Source organism: Sphingomonas sp. LaA6.9, from assembly GCF_022601895.1.
In the GTDB taxonomy this organism is placed as follows: Bacteria; Pseudomonadota; Alphaproteobacteria; order Sphingomonadales; family Sphingomonadaceae; genus Sphingobium_A.
The window spans coordinates 24,226-50,611 of sequence record NZ_JAKVIO010000032.1; the positions used below are offsets into that span (position 1 = coordinate 24,226).

The following is a 26,386-nucleotide window of genomic DNA, read 5'->3' on the forward strand; positions in this document are numbered from 1 at the left end:
CTCGGGTCGCGCGGCCTCTGGCCTCGCTCAGAAGGTTGAGGCCACCTAGGTTCGCGGGGCGGCGGGCGCCTTGCAGCCGCGCTGTGCACCCACGCCCTTCAGGAAGGCGCGGCGCGCGAGCCCCGCATAGACCGCGTGATTGTATCGCGCATCCGACTTGTTGGCGCCTGACACTTCGCGGATGATTCCGCGGCCGGGGATGAAGCTCTGGGCAACGCTCTTCGCCGCGCCGATCGCCTTGACGTCCGAGCCCTCGCCCTTTTGCGGGCCCGCATCGAAATCGGGGCCGAGCGCATCATCAAGCGCGCCGACCGCGCTCGCGATCGTCTGGCAGCTCTGCGTATCCTTGCGCGCATAGGGATTGTTGCCGATCGCCTCGAGCACCGGCGGGATCTTCTTCTTCTGGATGTTGGTATCCTCCAGCGGATCGGTGACGATGGACTTCGCCGCGTCCTCTGCAGACTGTGGCTTCTTGCCCGGCGACTGGGCAAGCACCGGTGCGGCAAACGACAGGGCAACTGCCAGCGTCAGAAGCATGGAGTGACGATAACGCTGCGAAGGATAAGGCTGCATGGCTTGTCCCTTCCGTTAGAGCGACTGGAGTGTGCCACAGGTCCTGCAGAATTCGCAATGATCAGCGCCGGTTGGGCAGTAGATTCGAAACGCGATATGTGCCGGCCTGCCGCCGGGGGATATCGACAGCGGCGTGAAGATGCTGCCCGGCGCTGGCGATGGCAAATGTTGCAACTCGGGCGAAACGGACCCAGAAGGCGCGCGTGCCGCTGACCCGTCTCGCCCTCACCGATTTCCGCTCCTACGCCGACGCGCTGCTGTCGCCCGGCCCGGGATTCGTTGTGCTGACGGGCGAGAATGGAGCGGGTAAGACCAATATCCTCGAGGCAGTCTCGCTGCTCACACCTGGACGCGGGCTGAGACGCGCAGCGCTATCCGAAATGGCGCGCGATACAGGCGCGGGTGGCTTCGCGGTCGCGGCACGATTGGGCGATGTCGATCTCGGCACGGGTGCGACTCCCGACGCGCCTGAACGACGTCAGGTGAGGATCAATGGCGTGCAAGCCGCGGCGACCGCGCTTTCCGAATGGCTTTCGGTGCTCTGGCTTACGCCCGCGATGGACCGGCTCTTCACTGAAAGCGCGGGCGGCCGCCGCCGCTTTCTCGACCGGCTGGTGCTCGCGCTCCATCCGGGTCATGCCGTCCATACGACGCGCTACGAAGCCGCGATGCGCGCGCGTAACAAACTGCTCGCGGAGAATGAACGCCCCGACGGCGACTGGTTGTCCGCACTCGAAGCGCAGATGGCCGAGCATGGCGTTGCCGTTGCCGATGCACGGGCAGGCACGATCGCCGCGCTGGCGGCATGCATCGCCGGCGCTCCGGAAAGCGTTTTCGCGCGCGCGGGCCTGGCGCTCGTGGGCTGGCAGGCGCACGACCAGCAGGCGTTCGCGCGCGTTCTGGCCGAAGGTCGCGCGCGCGATGCCGGGGCCGGGCGCACGCTCGCGGGGCCGCATCGCTCGGACCTTCAGGTGACGCATCTCGGCAAGGCCCAACCCGCCGAACGCTGCTCCACGGGGGAGCAGAAGGCGCTGCTGCTGGGAATCGTGCTCGCGCACGCCGATCTCGTCGCCGCGCGCACGGGCCGGCGCCCGATATTGTTGCTCGACGAGGTTGCCGCGCATCTCGATCCTTCACGAAGAGCGGCGTTGTTCGAGCGGCTTGCAGACACAGACGGGCAGGTCTGGATGACGGGCACCGAGGATGCACTTTTCGACGCGATTCCGGCGGCTGCGAGCCGCTTCAAAATCGCGTCGGGCCATATTATATGAGACGTATCTCCATGCCACTGGAACGCCGCTTTTGCTTGGGTTTTGCCAAGCCCTTCGCTATGGACCAATGATGAGCAACGACACCGCACAAAATCCCAATTCCAACGAATATGGCGCCGATTCGATCAAGGTCCTCAAGGGCCTCGACGCGGTGCGCAAGCGGCCGGGCATGTATATCGGCGATACCGACGATGGTTCTGGCCTCCACCACATGGTGTTCGAGGTTTCCGATAACGCGATCGACGAAGCGCTTGCGGGGCATTGCGACCGGATTCTCATCACCCTGAACGCCGACGGCTCGGTCTCGGTCGAGGACAATGGACGCGGCATTCCTACGGGCATCCATGCCGAGGAGGGCGTTTCCGCCGCCGAGGTCATCATGACACAGCTGCATGCGGGCGGGAAGTTCGAGAACACCTCGGACGACAATGCCTACAAGGTGTCGGGCGGCCTGCACGGCGTTGGCGTGTCGGTAGTCAACGCGCTTTCCGAGTGGCTCGATCTGACGATCTGGCGCGACGGCGAGGAGCATTACATGCGCTTCGCGTTCGGCGATGCGGTCGCGCCCCTCAAGGTCGTCGGTCCCGCCAATGGCAAGAAGGGCACGCGCGTCACCTTCTTCCCTTCGCCAGCGACCTTCAAGATCACCGAGTTCGACTTCGAGAAGCTCGAGCATCGTTACCGCGAGCTCGCCTTCCTCAATTCGGGCGTGCGCCTGATCCTCGCCGATGCCCGGCACGAGGAAAGGGTCGAGCACGAGCTTTATTACGAGGGCGGGATCGCCGCGTTCGTGAAGTATCTTGACCGCGCCAAGACGCCGCTTTTCCCCGAGCCGATCGCGATCAACGGCCAGCGCGACGACATCGGGATCGACGTCGCGCTCGAGTGGAACGACAGCTACTACGAAAACGTCCTCTGCTTCACGAACAACATTCCCCAGCGCGACGGCGGCACGCACCTTGCCGCCTTCCGCGCGGCGCTGACGCGCACGCTCAACAACTATGCGGAAAAGTCTGGGCTGCTGAAGAAGGAAAAGGTCTCGCTGACGGGCGATGACATGCGCGAGGGGCTGACCGCGATCGTCTCGGTCAAGCTGCCCGATCCCAAGTTCAGCTCGCAGACCAAGGACAAGCTCGTCTCGTCCGAGGTGCGCCAGCCGCTCGAAAGCTTGCTCGCGGACAAGATGGCCGAATGGCTCGAGGAAAATCCGGCCAATGCGCGCGCGATCGTCGCCAAGATCATCGACGCCGCCGCCGCGCGCGAGGCCGCCAAGCGCGCGCGCGAGCTCACGCGCCGCAAGGGCGTGATGGATATCGCCTCGCTGCCGGGCAAACTGGCGGATTGCCAGGAGCGCGATCCCAGCAAGTGCGAACTCTTCCTCGTCGAGGGTGACTCGGCAGGCGGTTCCGCCAAGCAGGGGCGCGACCGCAACATCCAGGCGATCCTGCCGCTCAAGGGCAAGATCCTGAACGTCGAGCGCGCGCGCTTCGACCGCATGCTCTCGTCGAAGGAAATCGGCACGCTCATCCAGGCGATGGGAACTGGCATCGGCCGCGACGACTTCAACCTGGAAAAGCTGCGCTATCACAAGATCGTGATCATGACTGACGCCGACGTCGACGGCGCCCATATCCGCACGCTGCTTCTGACCTTCTTTTACCGGCAGATGCCCCAGATCATCGAGGCGGGGCACCTCTACATCGCGCAGCCGCCGCTCTACAAGGTCGCGCGCGGCCGCAGCGAGGTCTATGTCAAGGACGACGCCGCGCTTGACGACTATCTGGTCGACGCGGGCATCGGTGCGATGGTGCTCGAGGCGCAGGGCGGCGCGCGCGCTGGCGAGGACCTGCGCATACTCGTCGAACATGCGCGGCGCGTGCGCACGCTCATGCGCTACGTCCCGCGCCGCTATGATCCCGCAATCATCGAGGCGCTGGCACTGGCTGGTGCGCTCGCTCCCGACCTGCCCGACCAAAGCCGCGAGGAGGCGATCACCAAGGTCGCCAAGTGGCTCGAAGCCTCGGACAAGGAAGCGCGCTGGACTGCGCGCCTCAGCCGTGGCGGTTATGACCTCGAGCGGCTGTGGCGCGGCGTGACCGACCACCACCATATCGAGGCTGCATTCCTCGGCAGCGCCGAGGCGCGCAAGCTGCATGCGCTCGCGAGCGAGCAGATAGAGGCCTATGCCAACGTCTCGCGACTGGTTGCGCAATCGAAGGCGACACAGGTCGTCGCCGACGTCCCCGAGGGCGAGGAAGATCTGCCCGCACCCGTCTCCGACGCAAAGGGCACGCTGGTCAGCCGACCTTCCGAGCTGCTCGATGCCATTCTGGCGTCGGGGCGCAAGGGCCTGTCGATCCAGCGCTACAAGGGTCTTGGCGAAATGAACGCCGAACAGCTCTGGGAAACGACGCTTGATCCGCAGAATCGCTCGCTGCTGAAGGTCGAGGTGTCCCAGGCCGACGTCGCCGACGAGATCTTCACGCGGCTGATGGGCGACGTCGTCGAACCACGCCGCGAGTTCATCCAGGACAATGCGCTGAGCGTGGCGAACCTTGACGTCTAGTTGGCGGTCAGGCGATTTTTGGGACAGGCCAGGCCGCGCTGGCGGGCCGGTGGCCCGCTAGCGAAGGTTGATCCGCGCCCCCGACGTTATTCGGGCCGTGTCCGGTTCAGGCGCTTGATCGAGTTCACGAGGCGGATGCCCGCCAGAAGCCGTATGACCGCTGACTCCAAAAGCATTGAGACCTGGCGAACGCGTGCAAGCGGAACACGTCCGCAGAATCTGCGGAAATGCAACCAGTCTTGAGTACGCGGGAGACGACGCAGGAAGCGTCTTTGGCGGAGCGGGAGGGATTCGAACCCTCGATACGGTTTTGCCGTATACTCACTTTCCAGGCGAGCGCCTTCGACCACTCGGCCACCGCTCCGCATGCTCTGGATGCCTGAAGCCCCTATCGCGCGGCGGCGCTCGACGCAACCGGATCATTTGCAGTGGCTGACTCAGGCTATGAAATGGACGGAGCGAGCGATCGGTCAACAACGTCGGTTGAGGATCCGATGCTTCGGTCGCACGTTTCGCATCGCACGGCATCGAGAAATCCTATGGGGAAACATGTTTGATCATTTGCTGCGCCTGTTCGTGCTTGCCGCTCTCCCGCTGACGCCGCTGGCTGCGCAACACGGCACCATCCGGCCCGTCGATCTGCCGCCCAGCCTTCCTGCCCGCGTGCCTGTGCCTGACGCGCCACTGGGGCCGCCGATGGATGCAACTGCCGGCAACCTTGAGGAAAAAGCGTTCGAAGCCCCAACACCCGCCGCCATTGCCGCCGCAGCTATGGCGGCCGAGATCGAGGAGCGGCGCCGCACTGCAGAGCTCAACGCCACATTGGCGCAGGCGGCCGAGGACCAGCACCGTGCCGCCACGCAAGCGCGTATCGATGCCGCGCGCAAGACCGAGGAGGACCATCAGGCAGCACTGGCCGCACACCAGCAAGCCGTCGCCGAGAGCGAGCGCCAGCATGCCGCGGCGATGGACGAATGGCGCCGCCGCGTCGAAGCATGCAAGGCTGGCGACACGGCCGCCTGTGCCAGATAGCGTACAGGGAACTGGGGGTGGAACACGCATAATCGCGCGATATTTCAGGCAAATCTGCCCCTTTTCATTTGAGAATGTGGCGCTAGTCTCCGACGCTCGATGATAAAGGTCGCCCTGGTCGCCGCTGTGGCACTCGCTCCCGTTGCCTGGTTTGCGCTCGCGCCCGGCGACGCCTCCGCACCAAGCCCGGCCGAGATCGCCGCCAGTGCGCCGCCGGGGGATTGGATCGATATTCCCGAAAGCGAATTGCTGCTGATGGAAACCGCCGAAGGCGGGCGCGTCGTCATCCAGATGGCGTCCGAATTCGCGCCTGTCCATGTCGGCAACATCCGGAAGATTGCGGCAGCGCGCTGGTGGGATGGCACGAGCATCAACCGCGTTCAGGACAATTATGTCGTGCAATGGGGTGACGCGACCGAACGGAAGACGCTGCCCGAAGGTGTCATTGCCAAGCCCGCCGCGGAGTATTTCCGCCCCGTGAAAGGCCTGTCGCCCGACTGGATCGATTGGCCCGACCCCTATGCCAAGAGGACCGGCTTCTGGAAGGGCTGGCCCGTCGGCGGCGATGGCGACAATATATGGCTCACGCACTGCTATGGCATGGTCGGGGTCGGGCGCAATCTGGCGCCAGATACGGGTTCAGGCGCAGAGCTCTATGCGGTGATCGGGCACGCGCCACGCCATCTCGATCGAAATATCGCGCTGGTCGGCCGCGTGATCGAGGGCATGGAGTTTCTGGCATCGCGTCCGCGGGGGACTGGCGATCTCGGCTTCTACACCGATGGGCAGCAACGTATCGCGATCGGCAGCATAAAGCCGATGTCCGATGCCGAGGCTGGCGCAAAGTCGCGCTACCAGTATCTGTCTTCAAAGAGCTTCAGTGCCTATCGCGATGCACGTGCCAACCGCCGTGACCCCTTCTTCAACGTGCCGGCTGGCGGCGCGGACGTCTGCAATATCCCGGTGCCGATCCGACGAGCATCGTGAAGCTCGCATCGATCTTCAGGCGGCGGCTCTGATCAACGCAGCCGCATTTCGCCTTCGGTGATTTCGACCTTGGCGACGCGTGACAGAAAGCTCTGCCCCAGCAGCGACACGCCAAGATCATTTTCCGCGACCATCGCCTTCACGTTGGTTGCCGATACTGGCCCGATCGCCAGCCGGTCGAGCATCACGGGCTTCAGCTTTACTTCACCATTTGCCGACATGGCGCGCGCCGTGAACTCGCCCGCCTGCGCTCCAATTCCTGCCTTTTGGGCGTCCGCGCGCGTCAGCACGACCGCGCTCGCGCCTGAATCGACGAGAAAGCGCACCGCCGCGCCGTTGACCTGCGCCTCGGCATAGAAATGGCTGTCGGACGCGCGGCGGAGCACGACCTCCGCGATCCCGTTGCCGGCCTGCTCGACACGCGGTGGTGCGGCATCCGCAACCAGATGCCCGGAAACCACATTGGCGGCCTGTCCGGTCTGGCCCGGCCTGAGAGCCGGGGTCGTCGGCCCGCCGGGCATCAATGCGAGCAGCGCAATCGCACCCAGGCAGATCAGGAAAACCAGCCGCATCATATTGCAACCCCCTGCGGACCTTCGTCGCCAGCCCTTTGCCCGCCGGACGACGAACGGCGTTAATGCCCGCAAAATCTCGCCGCTTCAAGCGACCCGCGACGAACCGAATCGTTCTCGGGCCGACGCAGCGCGCTGCGGCGGAATGGGCGGGGCATCGGGGTAAACTTCAGTGTGCCAGCCCTGCCTCGATCAGCCGTATTGGTTCGGCGTTCGCGCGTGGCAGTCGCGACAGAGATGGCTGTTCGGCATGCCAGGCCTGGAACATCAGGATGTCCCACAGGCAAAAGTGCCAGCGTCGTTCACCGGAAAGATGTTCGCGCCAGATGCGGCCCACCCGATCCGGGTCGAAAAAACCTTCGGCGCGCAGACGGCGGGGATCGAGCAGCTCCTCGGTCCATTCGCGCAGGGGCCCCGCAAGCCACTCCGCAAGTGGCAGTCCGAATCCCTTTTTCGGACGCTCAACAAGTTCGACGGGGACGTGCCTGTGAAGCACTTGCCGCAGGATATGCTTGCCGCGTCCGCCCTTGACTCTCGCGGACATCGGCAGCCGCCATGCGAATTCGACGACGCGGTGATCAAGAAAGGGCACGCGCGTCTCCAGGCTTACTGCCATGCTCGCACGATCCACCTTGGCCAATATATCGTCGGGCAGGTAGATCAGCGTGTCGCGGTGCATCATCTGTAGCCGGAGATCTGCGAACAATGGCATGCTGTCGCCAGGCAGCTCCGCTCCTTCCTCGTCAGCCGTTGCCAGCAGGTCATGCGGTTTTCCGATCGCCATGAAATCGCGGCAAAAGGCCTCATCGGAATCGGCGCGGAAAAGCCCGCCAAGCTTGGAAAGCCGATCGGCCGGCGCCAATCGCCGCAAATGGCGTGGCAGGACGCGCTGAGCCATTCCCGCCATTTCGTATAGCAGCCCGTCCTGCAGGGACTGGCCCAGCGCGCCGCGCATCGACGAAGGAATATGCCCGAGCGACTGGCGCGTGCGCGCCGCGCGATGATAGCGTGCATAGCCCGCGAACAGTTCGTCGCCGCCATCCCCCGAAAGGCTGACGGTGACGTGCTGGCGGGTAAGCTTGCTGAGCAGATAGGTTGGCACCTGCGAGGGATCGGCAAAGGGTTCGTCCCAAATGGTGGGAAGCCGAGGGATGACCGCGAGCGCGTCCTCGGCAGTGACGTACATTTCGCAATGCTCGGTGCCGAGATGCGCGGCCACCGCACGGGCATGGGGGGCTTCGTCGAAGGCGGCGTTGTCAAAGCCGATCGAAAAGGTGCGGACCGGGCGTGACGATACCGATTGCATCAATGCAACGATCAGGGAACTGTCGACCCCGCCCGACAGAAATGCGCCCAGCGGGACGTCCGCCTCCATCCGCTGCGCGACAGCGTTGCAGAGCAATGCTTCGAGTTCGTCCACCAGCCAAGGGCCGTCGTCGCGCGGGTCCGACGTCCCTGATCGCGCTATGTCATCAAAATTCCAATAGCATATCGGCGCGCTCACCGACCTGCCATCGTCATCGACGACGACATAATGCGCTGCGGGCAGTTTGTGGATACCGCGCCAGATGCTGTGGGGCGCGGGCACATAGCTGTGCCGCAGGAACAGGGCGAGCGCATCGCGGTTTACCACCGGCTCGAACCCGGGATGCGCGGCAATCGCCTTGAGCTCGGATGCGAACACAAATCCGGCCGCGGCGGATCCGTAATAGAGCGGCTTTTCCCCAAGCCTATCACGCGCCAGATAGAGCTTGCGCGCGAGCCTGTCCCAAAGCGCGAACGCGAACATGCCGTTGAAACGGTTCAGCGCGCCCTCCACGCCCCACTTCTCGAACGCCGCGAGCATCACCTCGGTATCCGAATGACCCTTCCAGCGCGGCGCGGCGCCAAGGGCTTCCAGCTCGTTGCGCAGCATCGCGTGATTGTAGATTTCCCCATTGTACACGATCACAAACCGGCCGGTGGCAGAAGGCATCGGCTGGTGCCCCGCCGGGGAAAGGTCGATGATCGACAACCGCCGGTGTCCGAGCGCCAGCCCGGCGTCCTGATCAATCCATCCGCCCGCATCATCGGGGCCGCGGTGCGTGATGGCGTCGGTCATCGCGGCGAGCGTCGAGGCGAATTCGCTTGTCGCCGATCGATCAAAGAACCCGGCGATTCCGCACATTGAACATTACCCCTCGGTGCCAGTCTGGCAGATCAATCGACATGCCTTCCGAAGATCCGATGGATCGCGGACTTGACCGATGCGAACCCCGGCAGCCTGTCGAGCATCGTCACGACGCCGCGCCCAGGCGCGCTTGCCTCGCCGCCGGGGCGATAATATTCCTGGTACCGCGAATAATAGTGGATCGCGTCGCCATAGCTGCGGCGCGCATGCTCGCCATAATTTACCCGATTGAGCACGACCCCTGCGATTTCGTCGCCGAATATGTCGACAGCGACGCGCGCTGCCTCCGGGTGGGACCGCCCCCAATCGAGAACCAGAATGGTCGCGTCCGCGATGCCCGAAAGTATCTTTGCATCGAGCACTGGTAGAATTGGCGGGGCGTCCAGCACAATCAGGTCGAAGCGTTCACGCAGTTGCGAGAGCATCTCTTCGAGCCGTGGCGACGAGATCAGCGCGCTCGCGTCTGCTACGGCGTGATTGACCCCGATTTTCTCGAAATGGCCCAGCCGGTCATCGGACACCAGCACTTCATCGAGCCCGGCGCGATTACTGAGATAGGCAACGACATCGGGGGTGTCCGCCTGGTCGGGGCGCGGGTGCAGCGACGCAGGTTGTCGCAGATCGACGTCGACCGAGACAGCTCTGTGCCCCAACGAACTCGCCGCCGCGGCGAGTCCTGCAGCCACCGTGGTTTTGCCTTCGTTCACCAGAGGCGATGTGACCACGACCACCATTGCCCCGCTCTTCTTAACGCGCGCGAGCAACTCGATATAGAGATTGCGCAGGGCTTCGGGGAATACAGACCCCGGACGCTCGGCGATGAGCGCGTGCGGTGCGGAGAGCGCCATGTGACCTGATACGTCGGGCACCATGGCCAAGGTGGGAAGGCCAAGGGCGCGTTCGACCTGGGCAGCCGTGCGCAGGCGATTGTCCACATTCTCGGCCACCAGCGCGAGGATAATGCCGAGAATCGCGCCGCCGATCAGCGCAACTGCCAGCGTTCTCTTAGGCTCGGGGTGAGATGGCAGCTTCGGAACCGGTGCGCTCGATATGATTCGCATGTCGGGGCGAATATCCTCGGGCTTGGCCATGAGTTCCTTCAACTGCGAGAGCAGCGACAGATAGAGTTGATGGCTCGTGTCGGCTTCGCGTTGCAGTTCCTTCAGATTGACGATTGCGCCCATTTCGCGCGAATTCGCGGCTCGCAGCGCACCAAGGTCACCGGCCAGTGCACCGGTGCGCGCGGCATCGGCCCGGCTATCAATTGCAGCCGACTGCATCGATGCCATCGCTGCGCGCGTCATTTCCTGGCCGATGCGTTGGCGAACTTCGGTCAACTGCGCCGTCGCCTTCGCCAGATCGGGATGACCTGGGCCGTAGAAGCTCGAAAGATCCGCCACCTTCGCCGCAAGCGTAGCCTCCTGCGACTTGAGATCGTTGAGTACCGGCGAGGTCGCGATCGTATTCGATGCACTCGCTACCCCGCGCGCCTTGCTGCCGGTCAGCGCGCCTGCCGCCTTGGCCTCGGAGAGCGCGCCGGAGATACGCGCGAGCAATGTGTTGTTGATTTCTTCGGGGCGCGAAGTGAACAGATTGTTCGCACGCATATAGCCAGCCACCGCGGAATCTTCGGTTTCCAGCGTGACGCGCAACTCATTCACGCGGCTCTTCAGATCCGCGATCGCGCGTCGGCGCGAATTGCGCTCTTCCGAGCGCTGGGAATCCACATGCGTCTGCACGATGCGATTGGCGAGATGGCTCGCCTTATAGGGATCTTCCGAACTGACCGAAACGTCGATCAGATGCGATCGGCCGAGGCGCGTCACCGTCGTGCGACCCATGAGGCTATCGGTGACTTCCTCCAGCTTCGCTTTTTCGGCTGCCTCGTTGACATCCTTCGCGCTCATCTCGGCCAGAAGCGCGCTCTCCTCGAGCTTTGGCGGGGCGGGTTGCAGGCCGATGCGTTGCATCAGACTGAGTTTCGCGGCCGGCGGGACAAACTCGGGATCTTCCATCAGATCGGCATTCCGCACCACGCGTCGGGCAAGCGCACGCGATTGCAGCAGCTCAATACGCGTGGAAATGCGCAGCTCTTCATCAGGGGTCGCGACGACTGTGGCGGCCTGCGCGTCTGCTATTTCCTTTTCGGGCTGGACCATCACGACCGCGGCGCTCGTATAGATCGGCTTTGTAAGCAGCAACGCCAGAACGGTGAATGCGAGCACCCCCAGCATCGCCCCGACAAGCAGTGTGCGATGGCGCATCAGGATGCGCCAGATTTCGACCATGCCTACATAGGCGGCCTCGGTCCTGTTATTGGGGCGCCACGGCTCCTGAACCGTCATCGCCCTTAGGGCCTGCGGCTCAACGATGCGGGCGATTTTCCCGTCGGGCATTGTTCAACCCCCCATCTACACATGGCCGGGGTGCCGGACCGTCTCGAGCTTGCCGGTACCGCACCGAACAAACATTCTATGATCCGGTGCCCATCTGGCCAGCGATCATAGTGATAGCGGCCCATCCCAGGAGATTAACGCGATGGCTTTCCAATTCCCATTGGAAGTAGTGGGGCGCGCATCGGGCTAGGCGCGCCCCGTTTCCGGTGCGGAGCCTTTCGGCTCGATATCGTCAATTGCACGCAGCGATCCGATGGTCGTCATCGCCAATGCCGCGCATCACCGCCCAGATTGCGGCCTGCGTGCGGTTGAGCACATTGAGCTTCCTGAGAATCGCCTTGATATGCACCTTGACCGTGGCTTCAGTAATGTCGAGGCGGCGGGCAATCACCTTGTTCGCTTCACCGCATACAAGGCATTGAAGAATTTCGATCTCGCGATCCGATAGATTGACCGAAGCGCGGCTCGCTTCCCAATCGCCGCTGGCTGGCTGCCAATGCATATTGGTCAGCGATTCGACGACCTGGGTCGGCACCACCTTTTCGCCAAGCGCGATAAGGTTGAGCGCACCTGCCAGCGGTTCACACGATATCGCCTTGACCAGATAGCCGTCGGCGCCGGCTTCGAACGCGCGTGCAATCGCATCGAGCCGATAGTTGTCGGCCATGATGACCACGCGACAACCCGGAAAACGTTGCCGCAGCTGCCGACACGTATCCAACCCTTCCTTGTCGGTAGTCGAATCAACGATGAACAGGCAATTCAAACTGCCGTTCTCGTTGTCGCTGGTAAGATGTTCGGCGTCCTGCACGACATCGAGAACATTGAATGACTGCTCGGTCAGGATCCTTCTCAGACCCTCCCGGACAATTTCATTTCTGCCGAGAATAGAAACCTGAATATTGTCACGCATAACACCCTCCATTGCGTTTTCGGCAATTCATGGAAACAGGATTATGCGACCACCACCCTGAAACATTATTCAATTGTGTAATTTTATTTTATGCTCCGTAAAACAAAATCATGACGATGAGAAATGATCAAATCATCCTCATAGCCTACACACAGTTGTTATTATGCTCGCTCCAGCCCCTGCGCGGATATAACCCCAGGATCACTCCATCGGCGTATCCATTGCCTTGCAACGGATAAGGGATGGACGCTGTTTCAGTGTGTTAATGTTAAGCTAATGCCAATTGGCAGGTATTGCCAATGGGATTATTACGTACGTCATCCTTCGGCGCATATCTCTGCCCAGTCGAGCCGCGAAAGATCCACAATGGTCAAATCACTCTCGCCCGAAAGGTGCATCGGCTGCACCGAATTGACACGTTGCGGCCGATCGACACGGATGGTCTGCCAGCCCCGCTGCCTGGGGGCCACAAAATCCTTGGTTGGATTATCCCCAATATAGGTAAGGCGGTGCGGAGGCAGCCCGAACAGCGCCTCGATGCATTCGAAGGCGCGGGGATGCGGCTTCCAATAGGCGCGCCCCCAAAGATCGGTGCAGATCAACGGCCAGAATCCCTTAGCGGCGAGCCCCAGCGCCCTGATCTTCTGCTGTTGCGCGACAAGGAAGCCGTCGGTCACCAGCGCGAGACACAAGCCGTCGGGCCGCTCGGCCGCCAGCAGCGCGGCCGCATCCTGCGCCAGGCGGATCTCGGGCCAATGCCTGCGATAGACGTCGACGGCCTTGCCGATGAACTCGGGCGTCGCGCGCACGCCCAGATCGGCAAAGGCGCGGTTGAACACGTCGCCTCTGTGGCCGGTGTCGAAGATCGCAGCGGCCAGCTCGGCAAAATTCGATATCCGCAACTCTTCCTCGACCCACGCGCCGACCGCGCGAAATCCGCTCAGCACGTAATCGCGTTCCAGGTAAAGCGTGTCGTCGAGATCGAATACGACCACGCGCTCAACGCGTTCGTGCCGGGGCGCGCGCGCAGTCATGGGCCAACAAACACGGCTGCGTCATAGCGAAGCATGATGAGGTTCTCGAGCCATCTGTCATGCGCGCTCGGCGTCCTGCCAAGCGCTTCTTCGAGCAGCCAGGTGGAGAAGGTCGCGCCGGCCCGGTGCGCCAGCGGATAGCCCCCGCCAAAGCGCGCGTTGATCTCGAAGACCCTGGCGTCGCCGGCATCGTCCATCATGACCTGGAAGCAGAGCGCACCCCGCGGTTCGGGCAGGGCGGCCGCTATATCCCGCGCGATGCGTTCAAGTTGCGGACTCCGCCGTGTAACTCCCTTCTCGACCTCGCCCGCGCGTATCTGGATCCGTTCATGCGGTACCGCACAGCGCATTTGCCCTGCCCGATCGAAAAACATGTTGACGGTATGCTCGCGTCCGCGCAGCAGCTCCTGCGCGACAAAGGGCTCGTCAATCTCGACTTCCCGTAGTTCCGCCACATTATGGACTATGCGGACGCCACGCCCCGAGCTGCCATGTGCGGGCTTGACGAGAAGCGGCCATTTCCAGTCCGAAGCCGACGACGCAGCGACGGCGATGGGGGCAGTGCGGGGTGCAGGAATGCCATGCGTCGCCAGAAATTCGGCGGTCAGAAACTTGTCGCGCGCGATGCCGACCAGCCTGGCTCCGCTGACCGATACAGTGGTCCCGATCGCGGCGAACCGATCGCTGGCCAGCGCCAGCGGATGGAGTTCGGGATCAATTGTCGGAACGACGAGCGTGACGCCATTTTCGCGACAGATTTCCAGGACCGCATCGACATAGCCCGAATCATCGGCGCGCGGCACGGCAAAGGCGCGGTCTGCCTCGTGGCATGCGGGGCTCCATTCGGGGCGCAGATCGCACGCGAAGATCTCCAGATCGATGCCGAGCGCGGCGGCGGAGGCGCGAAAGCTAAGGAGCAGCTCGACGCGCCTGCCCGCCGAGGTGATCAGCATGGCGACGCGGCTGGCCCCGCCTGTCCGCCGCGTCGGCAGGGCTCCAGCTATCTGTTCGGCGAGCCGCGGAGGCATGTTGACGCTCATGCCAATGCCCGCACGAGGACGAATGCCTCTGCGGCCGCCTTGCAGACCGTTGCCCCGCGCAATTTCGCGAGCGCGCCCAGCGTTTCGGTCGAGCGTTCATGCGGGAAGGGCTTTACCTGCGAGGCGTAGCAACCGAACGCCTCCAGCTTGGCTGTCAGATGATCGGCGATATCGACGAACACGGTGGGCAGAAAACCGGGCGTGACGTAGGGTGCATACCAGTTGGTTTCCGAAAGCGTCTCATAGGCGAGCACAAGCCTCGGAAACGCATCGGGACTGGGGCGCGCGGCGACCAGGCTCGACTGGAACAGGATCTGGTGATCCAGGTGAATGTCGCCGATGAAGGGGACGAACAGCACCTCCGGGCGTTCGGCGGCGACAAGATCGTGCAGGGCATCGTTCAGTACGGCATGGGGCACGCGATCGAGCTCCGCCGCCGGGAAATCAAGCCAATGACGCCGAGAGACACCCAGACGCGCATGTGCCGCCGTCATTTCCGACTCCAGCGCGCCTACAGCGGCCGCATTGAACCGTGGCGGCTTGCCGCGCGTCGCAAGGACAACGGTCACGCGGCACCCCGTGGCCGCAAGCCGCGCGATCGTACCCCCGCATCCCAGAACCTCATCGTCAGGATGCGGTGCGATCACCATCGCGCGCTCGATCCCTTCAAGCATCCTGCTCTCCCCCCCGAATGCCCAAGCGGGCGTGGAGTCTCGGTACCCCGTTGGTCGAGCTCCAGTCGTCGATCCACAAACCGCGTCCGTCGCCGCAGCATATGGCAAAGCCCGTCGCGTCGCGCGCAATGACTTGCCCGGCAGACGCTGCATGGCGCGTCGCTTCGGGCCATGGACGGGCGCTCCAGATCGTGAGGCGCGTGCGGTCGCACATGCTGAAGGCACCCGGATAGGGGCGCCCGACGGCGCGGATCAAGCGTTGGATCTCCTCGGAGGGGCGCGTCCAGTCTATCAGGCCATCCGCGGGGGTGCGCCGTGCAGCCCAGCTCGCATATTGCTCGTCCTGAACGACACGCGGGGCGTCGCCGCGGGCAATTAGCGGCAGGCTCTGTGCGAGCATCGCCGATAGCGCTTCCATATGCCGTGCATATAACGAGCCGACAGTTTCGTGGGTGCCAACATGCAGAAAATGCTGGTTCAGGATCGGACCGCTGTCGACGCCCTCATCCATCCAGAACAGTGTCGAAGCGGTGATGCTGTAACCGAGCAGGATGGTCCATGGGATCACGCCGCGCCCGCGCAATTGCGGCAGCGGAGCCGGATGATAGCCCACCACATTATGGCCCGCCGCCTCCAGAAAGGCGCCGCGGCAGATTTGCGACCAGCCGATGACGAAAGTGCAGTCGGGGGCGATCTCGCTTATCGCATCGAGTACCTCGGGGTCGTTGCCTCTTGCATGTCGGATCAGCCGCGCGCCGGCCCCTGCTGCATCGGGTTCCAGGTCGACGAAATCCGAATGGCGCGCTGAAAGCTCGGCCGGAAGCGTCAGCACGCCAGCGACCGACCAGCCGGGGCTGGCGGCGATCGCGTTGAGCGCGAGGCGCGTACTTTCAACCGCGCCGACGAGCATTGCCCGCATACACGCTCCGTATTGCTGGGTGATTGAGCCGTTCCCCGCGCAGGAGCACGAGGAATGTGCGGAAGAGAATTTGGCAGTCCAGGCGCCAGGAGCCATGTCCGACGTACCAGAGATCGAGCGACAGCTTCTCTTCTTCGGTCAGCAGCGTGTTGCCATTGACCTGCGCCCAGCCCGTCAATCCCGGCCGCACGAGCCCCCTGATGGCACCGGCTTCGCCTTGCAGCAGCTTCGATTCCGGGAGCATCGGGCGCGGTCCGATCAGGCTCATGTCGCCCTTGAGCACGTTGTAGAGCTGTGGCAGCTCATCGAGCCGGAACCTGCGCAGTGCGCGTCCCAGACGCGTGATTCGTGCTTCGTCGCTGGCGAGTTCGCCATCGGGGCCATGGATCTGTGTCATCGTCCTGAACTTGCGCAGTTGGAACGGGCGGCCATTGCGGCCGCTGCGCGTCTGCGTGAACATGATCGGGCTTCCCATCGACAAGGCCACCAGCACCGCGATGATGAGCCCGAGCGGCGCGAGCGCGACGAGCCCGAGCGCCGATACCGCAATATCAAACAGTCTGCGCCCGATGCCGCGTGGTGCCTCCGGCGTCTGCAGGGAGGCGTCGTCGAGCCGCATCGTGCTCAGGAGCAGGCCGTTGACCTTGGCGACCGCATATTTCGCTTCAGCTATACGACGTGCGGCCGCGCCCATGATCACCGCCAGGCGGGGATCGCGTGCAAAGCGTTCCATCGCATCGGCCAGTGCGAGCGCATCGCGTGGCGGTACGAGAAATCCATTGACGCCTTCGACGATCGGTTCGCGGCATCCGGGCATGTCGGTGGTGATGACCGCGCGTGCCGTCGCCATCGCCTCCAATATCGTGCGCGGCAATCCTTCGCGATAATAGCTGGGTAGAACGAACACGGTTGCGCGCGCGAGGAAGGGCGTCACGTCGCGTGTCTCGCCAAGATATTCGACCAGCCCTTCGGCGTGCCACGCGCCGACCTCGGCGCGCCCGATTCCGGTAGGGTTGGTATCGAGCGGTCCGAGCAGTTGGAAGCGTGCCTCGACACCACGCGCGCGCAACAGTCGCGCGGCCTCGACGAATTCGCAAAGGCCCTTGTCGCGCAGCAAACGCGCGACCATCAGGAAGCAGATGCCGTCGTCGGGCACGGGGCGCGCGGAAAAGCGCCCGATATCGACGCCCGATCCGGGAACCTGGACGACCCGATGCCTGTGGTCGATGATGCCAAGGCGCAGCATTTCGCCGCGATCGTCGCTGTTGAAGACGAAAACTGCCTCGGCGCGCGCCACCGCCATGCGGTACAGGCGCGAGACGATCGCACGCAGCAGCGACGAACCTGCGCCGGGCGTAAAGACATGGCCGAGCCCACTCACCATCGCGTAATAGCGACCGTGACCGGCAAGGCGCATCGCAATCCCGGCATAGATGATCGGCTTTTGGGTGTAGGCAAGCAGGACGTCAGGACGCTCTTTGCGGACCAGCGAGACGAGCGCGGCGAGCGTGGCGAGATCGGACAGCGGGTTGGTTCCGGTCCTGCGCATCACGATCCGGCGATATTCGACGCCCATTTCGGCGAGCTGTGCCGAAATCTCGGCATCCGCTTCGGGGGCGCACGCAATGACGCTGTGTCCGGCCTTCACCATCGCCGCGAGGAGTGCGCCCCGAAAGTTGACGAGCGAATAGGCGAGGCTGGCGACGACAATGACCTTCATGCCAGTGCGCCCTTCTCGCCGCTACCGCCGTGCGCCACGGATCTCCCGCCAAGCGCAAGCACATCCTGATACAGCGCCGCATACTGCGCAGCGATGTCGCGCAAGGCATAGCATGCGATGATCCGCGCACGTGCCGCCTGTCCGAGCCTGTGACGACCTTCAGGCCCCGCAGCGACAAGCTCCAGCAGCGCACGTGCAAGCGCTTCGACATCGCGCGGGGGAACGACAAGCCCGGTGTCCGCGATGATCCGTCTGCTGTCGCCGACGTCGGTGGCTATGCACGGCACCCCACAGGCCATCGCTTCGCCGATGATGTTGGGGAAGCCTTCTCCCCATGCCGAGGGGAGCGCCAATATATCCAGGCCGCCCAGCCATGCGGCAACATCGGCACGTCCCTCGACCAGCGTGTAACGATCGCGTGGCAGGCGCGATGCCAGCGTGCGGCTATGCGCGGCGTCCGGTGAAGCCATGCCCTGACCGACGATGATCAGGTGAATGTCGGCGCCCGCCGAACGCGCCCGGCATACCGCCTCGACAAGATTGTCGGGATGCTTCATCGGATGTGCGCGTGCGACCATACCCACGAGCACCGCTTTCCCATCGATGTCGAACAGCTCGCGAATCCGTTGCCGGGCGCCGGGATCCGGGCGGTATTGATCGCAGTCGAAGCCATTGGGGATCACGCGCGAATGGCATGACGCATAGCCCAGTGCTTCATATTGTGCGCGTGCAGCGTGCGAATTGTAGATGATCGCTGCGGGTCGCTTCGAGAGCGCCGCGCCGAGCTGCAACACCTTTCTTGACGACCATTTTTCATCGCGGATGTCATCGAGCGAGTGCCGGACGTTCCAGATGAGCGGTATCGGTGGCTGCACCGAACGCGCGGCCAGCCAGGACGCAAGCTGTCCGTGATGCATCCAGCCCATGATGAGGTCGGGTCTCAGGCGGCGCGACACCCGAATCAGTCGCAGAGCAGCGCCTGGCGTAACCAGACCCTGACGCATCGAAAGCGTTTCCAAGGGAGTGCCACCGGCTGCGATGCGCGCGCCCGCAGGACCCGGCGCCATGAGGCTCAGGACGCATTGATCAATGCCTGCTCGATCGGCATTGTCCTGCCCAAGGAGCCGCGCAAGCACGGTTTCCGCCCCCCCGACATTCAACGCAGTGATGACATGCAGCAGCGTCACATCCGCCATAACTCTCGACTGCCCCCGAACGAATTGGTTGCCGAGGTCTGCACGGACGTTTCACAATGAGGCGATCTGTGCGTTTCGGCCTGCCAGGTTCAGCGCCAATGCTAGCTTCTCCGGTGGCAACACGGGCGGAAATTCCGGCCATTATCCTTTCGGACGCATGACCTTGCTGTGGCGCGAGGTCGCGCACTGGCAGCGCGAACGCCGCGCATTCCCAGGAAGCGCTGTCCCTGAGATGCCCATTCTTGCCGCGGTGCACAACTTTCGCCGGCAATGACACCTGTCGGATAGCTGCGAATTCAAAAGGGGTGGAAGGCTACTCCGATTCAGCCTGCTCCGAAGAGCCCGTTCATTTGGGCGTTTATAAACATATTCTTTACGTCATGGAGCGCCGCGAGCCGATGAATCAGCGTCGGCGGCAGACGGGGCCGGCCCGGAGCGCTCCAGATTTCAGCCGGCGGGTCGCGACATAAACCGCATGCCGGAAGCATTCCGAGCGTGACCAACTGGCGGGGGCATTGTGGCTCGTGATCGACTTGCTGAGAACATCGACAATTCCGCGCTATACCCGTAAGGCGGTCATATTGCTGGCCGACAGTCTGGCAACGGGCGCCGCGCTCGCCGTCGCGCTCGTGCTGCGGCTGAGCGGAGACATTCCGCCGCATATGTCGCAGGGGCTCATCGACGCACTGCCGGTGACGGTTCTCTCCGCGATGCTCGTATTCTACGGTGCTGGGCTGCACAGGCGGGTGTGGCGTTTCCTTTCACCGTCGGACTTGCGGGTTCTCGTCGCCGCGGCCACCGCCGCGGTGGTGTGCAGCACCGCTGCCACCGCGCTGCTGGGACTGGCGGAGTGGATGCCCCTGTCGCTGCCGATCATCCAGTGGTTCGTTCTGGTCGTTCTTCTCGCAAGCGCTCGCTTTGCGTGGCGCGCGCTGCGAGGGCACCTGAGAGCGACGACGCTCAACGGAGCCGGGGGCGAGCCGCGCGCCGAACCGCTGCGCACGCTCATCGTCGGAGCGCCGGAGAATGCCGAGGTGCTTCTCCACCAGCTCGAAATAGCACCCGAGGCAGGCTATCGGGTGGTGGGTATCCTGGACCTCACCGGGAAGGATGTCAGCCTGAAGCTGCACGGTATTCCGATCCTTGGCTCGCTCGATTTCCTCGAGCAGGCCGTGCAGCGGCTTGACGCGGCTCACCAGCGCCCCGAGGCGCTGATTATTGCGGGCAACGGTGATTGCATTCCAACTCCGCGCACCGTCCGTCTGGTTTCAGAGGCGCAGACGCTTGGCCTTCGCGTGGTGCGTTCGTTGCACCCCGCCGACCCTAATGCGGCGCGTCAGGCGCCGTTGAGCCTTCAGACGATCGACCTCGCGGACCTGTTGGGCCGGCCGCAGACCCAACTCGACAATGTCGCGATCACACGAGCCATTGCAGGCCGGCGCGTACTCGTGACGGGGGCAGGCGGCACGATCGGCCGCGAACTCGTGCGACAGATCGCTTCGATGAATCCCGCGCAGATCGTCCTGCTCGATGCGGGCGAATACAATCTCTATTCGGTGGACATGGAGATGGCGGAGCATTTCCCGGAGCTGCCGCGCAGCGCGGTGCTGTGTTCGATCCGCCAACGTCAGAGCGTGATGGACGCTTTCGAAGAATATCGTCCCGAGCTGGTCTTTCATGCTGCAGCGCTGAAGCATGTCCCGCTGGTCGAACAAAATCCCTGCGCGGGCGTGATGACCAACGTGCTCGGCACGCGCAACGTTGCGGACGCTGCCCGACAATGGGGCGCGCGCGCTATGGTGCAGATCTCGACCGACAAGGCGGTCAATCCCGTAGGTGTGATGGGCGCGACCAAGCGGCTGGGCGAGCTCTATTGCCAGGCGCTCGATCTGGAGAATTGCCGGACCGACAATCCGGCCCGCTTCATGACGGTACGTTTCGGCAATGTGCTGGGATCGAGCGGCTCGCTGATCCCGCTGTTCCAGCGCCAGCTCGACCTGCACCAGCCGCTGACCGTGACGCATCCTGATGTCGAACGCTATTTCATGACCGTCCACGAAGCGGTTCAGCTTACGCTGCAGAGCACCGCGTGCGCGCTCGAAGGCAATCTCGGCCGGGGCCGCATCTTTGTTCTCGACATGGGCGCTCCGATCAAGATCATCGACATCGCGCGCCGGATGATCCGGCTCGCCGGGCTTGTGCCCGAGCGCGATGTGCCCATTGACATTGTCGGTCTCAGGCCTGGCGAAAAGCTCTTCGAGGAACTTTTCGACGGCAGTGAGGAGAAGCTGCCTTCGACGATTGCAGGCGTGTTCGAGGCCGAACCGCCGCCAATTCCGCTGAAGACCCTCAATTATGCCTTTGACGGACTGGCCGAAGCAACGCGCAAGGGCGACAGCGCGGCAGTCCTGGCGCGGCTTGATCTCGTGCTCAAGGCGCGGACGAGCCCGGTCGAGACAGGTCGACTGGTCGTCCCGGCAATCGCACATGGGCGGCGCGTCGTTCCGATGACGACCACCATCGCGGGGAGCGCATAGACATGAACTATCTCAGCGCGCCCGATCACAGCTATCTCCCGGTCCGGCCGGCTGCTCTCCCCCATCTGCGAAAGGCGGTGCGGTCGCGCTGGCCGGTCTATGCGGAAGACGAGATCGACGCGGTCGTCCAGATACTGCGATCAGGCCGGGTCAATGCCCTGCATCATGGCGAACATTGTCACGCATTCGAGGAAGCGTTCGCGACAATGTGCGACATGCCCCACGCCATAGCCCTTGCCAACGGGACGCTCGCGCTTGAGCTTGCGCTTCGCGTGCTCGGCGTCGGACCGGGCGACGAGGTGATCGTGCCCGCGCGCAGCTTCATTGCCTCGGCAAGCTGCGCGATCGCGTGCGGCGCGGTGCCCGTCTTCGCCGACGTCGATCCGGACACCCAGAATCTGAACGCTGAAACCGTCGCTGCGGTGATGACGCCGCGGACGCGCGCGATCGTCGCGGTTCATCTCGCCGGATATCCGTGCCCGATGGACGAGTTGATCGTCCTGAGTGAATCCTATGGCATAAAGATCGTGGAGGATTGTGCTCAGGCGCATGGCGCACGCTTCAACGCTAGGCCTGTGGGGTCGTTCGGCGACGCCGCGATATTCTCGTTCTGCACCGACAAGATCATCTCCACGGGTGGCGAGGGCGGGATGCTGCTGCTGCGCGATGATGACGCCTGGTCGCGTGCGTGGGCATATAAGGATCATGGCAAAAGCCACAGGCTGACGACGGGGCAGGCGCCCGGAGCTGCCTTCAAGTGGTTGCACGACTCCTTCGGGAGCAACTATCGGATGACCGAGATGCAGGCTGCCATCGGGCTGCATCAACTTGAAAAGCTTCCTGGCTGGCTCGCCGATCGCACACGCCACGCGGGCATTCTCGACGACAGCTTGTCGGGGCTTGCCGCCCTCCGCCTGATTGCCGCGCCTGAGGGCGTAACACCCGCACACTACAAATATTACGCGTTTGTGAGACCCGAATGGCTCGCACCGGGTTGGTCGCGTGACGCGATCATTGCCGCCGCGATCGACGCCGGAGTGCCCTGCCAGAGCGGCATCTGTCCGGAAATCTACCGCGAACAGGCCTTTGTGCGCTCCGGCCTTGGCCCCGAAAGCCCCCGCCCATCTGCGCTGAGGCTCGGCCAGACCAGTTTGATGCTGCCGATAGATCAGACGATCGACGATGACATGGTTTGCGAAATGGGGCGCGCGCTTCGCGATATTGTCCTGATGGCAACCGCCGAGGAGCGGGCGGCATGATCGACCGCCCCGTCGAGCGATTGCCGAGCTTCATCATCATCGGGGCGATCAAGGCCGCCACGACGTGGATTGCGCACCAGCTGCGACAACACCCCGGTATCTTCCTCCCCGGACCGGAGCCGCACTATTTCAGCACCGAGTTCGAGCGGGGTCTTCAATGGTATACCGGACTGTTCCGCACGGCGGGGGCCGCGAAGATGATCGGGGAGAAATCCGCGGACTATCTGTCGCACCCATTGGCTGCGCGGCGTATTGCGGAGATGCTGCCGGCCGCGCGACTCATCGTGCAGCTGCGCAATCCCGTCGATCGCGCCTATTCGGACTATTGCATGCTCTATCGCCGGGGTTCAGTGTCGAGCGATCCCGCGCGCTATCTGAGCCCGAAAACCAGTGAGAACCGGCGCTTCCTCGAGAATGGACGCTATGCGACACATATTGCACGCTATCTGGACAGCTTTCCCCAGCAACAACTCGCGATAATCCTGCATGATGACGTCCGAGCGATGCCCGAACAGACGCTTCGCGAGGTTTGCGCGCATATTGGCATCGAGCCCATGATCATCTCCGAAAACCTGATCGTGCGCAAAAACGACAGTGAGACGCCGCTCCTGCCACTTGGAGTGCGGCGTGTGGCGCGCCCCTTCAAGCATTTGGCCCGGCGACATCGCAACCAGCAGTGGTTCCAGGCGATCCGAGGCGCGCTTGCCCGTCCGGTGGAGTATCCGCCGTTGAGCGACGATCTGCGCGCGCGGCTGTACGACTTCTATCAGCCTGAGCTCGAAACGCTGCAGAAGATGATCGGGCGCGATCTTACCTGCTGGACCCAGGGCACTGCCGCGGCGACGATGCCCCGATAGCGAGTTGCAGATGCGAGCGCGCCCCTATCTGGATTCAGCGTCGATCGGATGGGCGGCATCTGCGCCCATATTGGCGGTTGCGGTGTTTCTAGCGCCATATATCGCGTGGCGTCCAGGTGCGATCCTGTTCACGATCAGCGATATGTTTTTTGTGCTCGGCGCTTTTTTGATCGCGCTCGCGCACCGCATGCCGCTGCGACCATTCGCATATTTGACGCCATATTGGCTGCTCGCGCTGGCGGTGATGCTGGGCGGACTTTATCTCGGCAGCATCATCAATGGCGATCCGTTGCGATGGGCGATCCTCGCCGGGCAATATCTTTTCAGCCTCGCGCTTCTCCCGATTCTGCTGATGCGGCATGATCGCAGGCGAACCTTTATGCTCTTCAAGGCCTTCGTCGCGGGCGTCGGATGCATGGAACTCTTCGGAAGCGCTCTCTATTTCGCTTATGGGGGACAGTGGGAGCCGCTTCAGCGCTTCGGGCCCGATTTCGTGACCGGCGGCGGACGACTGTCGGCCTTTCTCGCCGATGCCAACTGGAACGCTGCGATGATCGCGATGGCGATTCCGTTCGTCTATTATCTCAGGATCGCCGGACAGCTCGGGCAGATGCTGTTCGCATCGACGCTGACGATCCTGCTCATCGGGCTTGCCCTCACCGCCTCGGTAACGGGAATGGTGAGCGCCGTCCTCGCAACGACCATCTTTCTCGTAGCCGGCAAGGTCAGGCCGCCGATGCGGCTCTTTGCCGCGGGTGGCGCCGCTTTCGCCCTGCTGATTGCTTCAGGTTATGCGCTGCCGCGCGCCTTTCAGACGCGCATCGTACCGGCGCTGGAATCGGGCGAGCTCGCGCAAGCCGGCACCTATCTTGGCCGCGTCGAGCTCATAGAGGAAGCGTGGGACATGACGAGCAACGCGATCGTGGTCGGCATTGGCGCCGACCAGTTTCGTAATGTCAGCGTGGTGCAGCAGCCCGTGCACAATCTCTATCTGCTGCTATGGGTGGAAGGGGGCCTTGCCTCGCTCATAGGCTGGCTCTGGATGATGGGCATCCTGGCGGTGGGAGCGATTTGGGCGCTTCGACACGATCGGCTGGTAGCAGCGCTTGCGCTGTCCGTTTTTGCCACCTTCCTGATCTACAGCGCCGCTTCGCCACATATGTATGCCAGGCAATGGATCGTTCCGTTGCTGCTCGCGATGGCGCCCGTCTTCGCGATCATGGGGAAGTTGGCCCGGCGGCATGGACCCGCCGACATGCCGCATCATTACCCTATGACTCCCAAAGAATTTTAGGATATGGTCACAACACACGGGAGGAGGCCAGCCATGAGAATGTTGGCGTTCGTATGCGCAGCGGCACTGTTCGGGCTGCAGGGGTGCGCGACACCAGCGTCGGACCTGCCCAGGATGTACGAAGTCACCGACACAGCCTACAGGCTGGGTGCAGGCGACGAAGTGCGTATCACGGTCTACGGCATGGACCAGATGACCAACACCTATGTCGTGGGGGATGGCGGCACGATCTCGCTGCCATTGCTCGAGACCATGGCGGTCGAGGGCAAAACGACGGCGGAGGTCGAAAAGGCGATCGCCGACGCCATTCTGGCGAAACAACTCGTGCTTCAGCCCAGCGTCAGCGCCCAGGTGCAGAAATATCGCCCCTTCTACATATTGGGCGAAGTGCAGCGTCCCGGCCAATATCCCTACGCACCCGGTCTTTCGGTGACGTCAGCGGTGTCGATCGCCGGCGGGTTCACTTTCCGCGCCGACAAGAAGGAGTTTGCGATCCAGCGAAAATCCGGGCCGAAAACGGTGAAGGGCAAGGTTGGCCCCGATGAACCCGTGCTCCCCGGTGACACGGTTACCGTTTATGAGAGCTGGTTCTGAGACCTGTGGCGATGGTGCGGTCCAAAGCCAGCAGCCGATGGCAGGGGCTCTGCGCATTGCGTCTGCTTTCTGCGGTTGTGGCTGGGGGCGCGCCGCTTCTGGTCGCGCCCGCGGCGGTAGCGCAGAGGGCGGATGAGGACGAGTCAATCTCGCAACTGCCGCGCCCCGGTTATGAACCGCGCAACATCCTGATCGGGGGCACCGTCATTTCGCCCGAGGCGGAGTTCGGCGCGACTTATGACGACAACATCTTCGCGACCGCGAACGCCACGGACGACGACGTCGTGTTCCGGCTGGCCCCGCGCGCACGGCTTACCCACCAGACATCCCACGTCAACTTTCGGGCGGACGCCTATGCGTCGATATTGCGCTATGCCGAGAACAGTTCGGAGGATACCGAGAGCTACGGCATCGGGACCTCGGTCCAATATCGTCGTGACGCGCACACGCTGTCCGCTTCAGCCCGCTATGATCGCACCTTCGAGCGACGCACCGATCCCGAAGCCGATTTCAATCTCGCCCGCCCGCCCAGCGAGATCGACCTGCTGAGCACGGAACTGCGCTATGCCTATCGCCCCGGGCGTTTCGGGGTGCAGGTGGCTGCCGGTGCGGACAAGACCAACTACCTGCCGCAGGTTGATGCCGATCGCGATCTCACCACCTATCGCGGTTCGCTGCGTGCATTTGTCGAGGTGAGCGGCGGCATGGACGCGTTCGTCGAAGGCTTTGCCACGAAGCGGGACGCGCGCACTGCCGTGGATCGCAACGGTGTCGACCGCGAC

General features: G+C 63.3%; 21 protein-coding genes and 1 tRNA gene. 10 read left to right on the forward strand and 12 right to left on the reverse strand.

Going from position 1 to position 26,386, the window contains the following annotated elements; genetic code table 11:
- Positions 1–45: 45 nt before the first annotated feature.
- The gene (locus MKI88_RS15295; protein ID WP_241632261.1) at positions 46–573 is read right to left on the reverse strand and encodes a hypothetical protein; all 528 of its coding nucleotides are present in this window, start codon (positions 571–573) and stop codon (positions 46–48) included.
- A 158-nt stretch (positions 574–731) separates the two neighbouring features.
- Here MKI88_RS15295 and recF point away from each other — a divergent pair, with 158 nt between their 5' ends.
- Complete coding sequence (recF, locus tag MKI88_RS15300) at positions 732–1,844, forward strand: DNA replication/repair protein RecF (protein WP_407073363.1); 1,113 nt, start codon at positions 732–734, stop codon at positions 1,842–1,844.
- Positions 1,845–1,914: 70 nt separating this feature from the next.
- Complete coding sequence (gene gyrB, locus MKI88_RS15305) at positions 1,915–4,410, forward strand: DNA topoisomerase (ATP-hydrolyzing) subunit B (RefSeq protein WP_241632283.1); 2,496 nt, start codon at positions 1,915–1,917, stop codon at positions 4,408–4,410.
- Positions 4,411–4,683: 273 nt separating this feature from the next.
- Here the strand turns inward: gyrB and MKI88_RS15310 are convergent.
- Positions 4,684–4,774 (reverse strand) — tRNA-Ser (locus tag MKI88_RS15310).
- Between the two features lie 185 nt (positions 4,775–4,959).
- Between MKI88_RS15310 and MKI88_RS15315 the strand changes: the two genes are divergently transcribed.
- Together MKI88_RS15315 and MKI88_RS15320 are read left to right on the forward strand one after the other, a co-directional pair.
- Positions 4,960–5,442, forward strand: coding sequence for a hypothetical protein (locus tag MKI88_RS15315; protein WP_241632262.1), 483 nt, complete (start codon positions 4,960–4,962; stop codon positions 5,440–5,442).
- A gap of 99 nt (positions 5,443–5,541) precedes the next feature.
- Positions 5,542–6,429: a peptidylprolyl isomerase gene (locus MKI88_RS15320; RefSeq protein ID WP_241632263.1), complete on the forward strand. Its 888-nt coding sequence runs from the start codon at positions 5,542–5,544 to the stop codon at positions 6,427–6,429.
- Positions 6,430–6,461: 32 nt separating this feature from the next.
- Here the strand turns inward: MKI88_RS15320 and MKI88_RS15325 are convergent, their stop codons facing one another.
- The 10 genes from MKI88_RS15325 to MKI88_RS15370 form a co-directional block, all read right to left on the reverse strand.
- Positions 6,462–7,004: a TIGR02281 family clan AA aspartic protease gene (locus MKI88_RS15325; RefSeq protein WP_241632264.1), complete on the reverse strand. Its 543-nt coding sequence runs from the start codon at positions 7,002–7,004 to the stop codon at positions 6,462–6,464.
- A 166-nt stretch (positions 7,005–7,170) separates the two neighbouring features.
- Positions 7,171–9,168 carry an asparagine synthase (glutamine-hydrolyzing) gene (asnB, locus tag MKI88_RS15330; protein ID WP_241632265.1) on the reverse strand — a complete coding sequence of 666 codons (1,998 nt, stop codon included), beginning with the start codon at positions 9,166–9,168 and terminating at the stop codon, positions 7,171–7,173.
- A gap of 32 nt (positions 9,169–9,200) precedes the next feature.
- On the reverse strand, positions 9,201–11,516 hold the full coding sequence (locus MKI88_RS15335; protein ID WP_241632266.1) for a Wzz/FepE/Etk N-terminal domain-containing protein: 2,316 nt from the start codon (positions 11,514–11,516) through the stop codon (positions 9,201–9,203).
- A gap of 283 nt (positions 11,517–11,799) precedes the next feature.
- On the reverse strand, positions 11,800–12,480 hold the full coding sequence (locus MKI88_RS15340) for a response regulator transcription factor (RefSeq protein WP_241632267.1): 681 nt from the start codon (positions 12,478–12,480) through the stop codon (positions 11,800–11,802).
- 317 nt (positions 12,481–12,797) lie between these two features.
- Complete coding sequence (locus tag MKI88_RS15345) at positions 12,798–13,475, reverse strand: HAD family hydrolase (RefSeq protein WP_241632268.1); 678 nt, start codon at positions 13,473–13,475, stop codon at positions 12,798–12,800.
- Between the two features lie 35 nt (positions 13,476–13,510).
- Entirely contained in the window at positions 13,511–14,554 is a 1,044-nt protein-coding gene (locus tag MKI88_RS15350; RefSeq protein ID WP_241632269.1) for an ATP-grasp domain-containing protein, read from the reverse strand.
- Positions 14,551–15,228, reverse strand: coding sequence for a PIG-L deacetylase family protein (locus MKI88_RS15355; RefSeq protein ID WP_241632270.1), 678 nt, complete (start codon positions 15,226–15,228; stop codon positions 14,551–14,553). Before MKI88_RS15355 ends, MKI88_RS15350 begins: the two co-directional genes overlap by 4 nt.
- On the reverse strand, positions 15,221–16,147 hold the full coding sequence (locus MKI88_RS15360) for a methionyl-tRNA formyltransferase (RefSeq protein ID WP_241632271.1): 927 nt from the start codon (positions 16,145–16,147) through the stop codon (positions 15,221–15,223). The genes MKI88_RS15355 and MKI88_RS15360 overlap by 8 nt, the downstream gene beginning before the upstream one ends.
- The gene (locus MKI88_RS15365; RefSeq protein WP_241632272.1) at positions 16,119–17,867 is read right to left on the reverse strand and encodes a sugar transferase; all 1,749 of its coding nucleotides are present in this window, start codon (positions 17,865–17,867) and stop codon (positions 16,119–16,121) included. The genes MKI88_RS15360 and MKI88_RS15365 overlap by 29 nt, the downstream gene beginning before the upstream one ends.
- Positions 17,864–19,063, reverse strand: coding sequence for a glycosyltransferase (locus MKI88_RS15370; RefSeq protein WP_241632273.1), 1,200 nt, complete (start codon positions 19,061–19,063; stop codon positions 17,864–17,866). The genes MKI88_RS15365 and MKI88_RS15370 overlap by 4 nt, the downstream gene beginning before the upstream one ends.
- Before the next feature lie 524 nt (positions 19,064–19,587).
- Here MKI88_RS15370 and MKI88_RS15375 point away from each other — a divergent pair.
- From MKI88_RS15375 to MKI88_RS15400, 6 genes are all read left to right on the forward strand, one after another.
- Positions 19,588–21,600, forward strand: a complete 2,013-nt coding sequence (locus MKI88_RS15375; protein WP_241632274.1) for a nucleoside-diphosphate sugar epimerase/dehydratase — start codon at positions 19,588–19,590, stop codon at positions 21,598–21,600.
- 2 nt (positions 21,601–21,602) lie between these two features.
- Complete coding sequence (locus MKI88_RS15380; RefSeq protein WP_241632275.1) at positions 21,603–22,859, forward strand: DegT/DnrJ/EryC1/StrS aminotransferase family protein; 1,257 nt, start codon at positions 21,603–21,605, stop codon at positions 22,857–22,859.
- Positions 22,856–23,716 carry a sulfotransferase gene (locus MKI88_RS15385; RefSeq protein ID WP_241632276.1) on the forward strand — a complete coding sequence of 287 codons (861 nt, stop codon included), beginning with the start codon at positions 22,856–22,858 and terminating at the stop codon, positions 23,714–23,716. The genes MKI88_RS15380 and MKI88_RS15385 overlap by 4 nt, the downstream gene beginning before the upstream one ends.
- 211 nt (positions 23,717–23,927) lie before the next feature.
- Entirely contained in the window at positions 23,928–25,010 is a 1,083-nt protein-coding gene (locus tag MKI88_RS15390) for an O-antigen ligase (protein ID WP_241632277.1), read from the forward strand.
- Between the two features lie 33 nt (positions 25,011–25,043).
- Positions 25,044–25,604, forward strand: coding sequence for a polysaccharide biosynthesis/export family protein (locus tag MKI88_RS15395; RefSeq protein ID WP_241632278.1), 561 nt, complete (start codon positions 25,044–25,046; stop codon positions 25,602–25,604).
- A gap of 56 nt (positions 25,605–25,660) precedes the next feature.
- Positions 25,661–26,386, forward strand: a 726-nt coding sequence (locus MKI88_RS15400; protein WP_241632279.1) for an outer membrane beta-barrel protein, incomplete at its 3' end; no start/stop codon positions are given.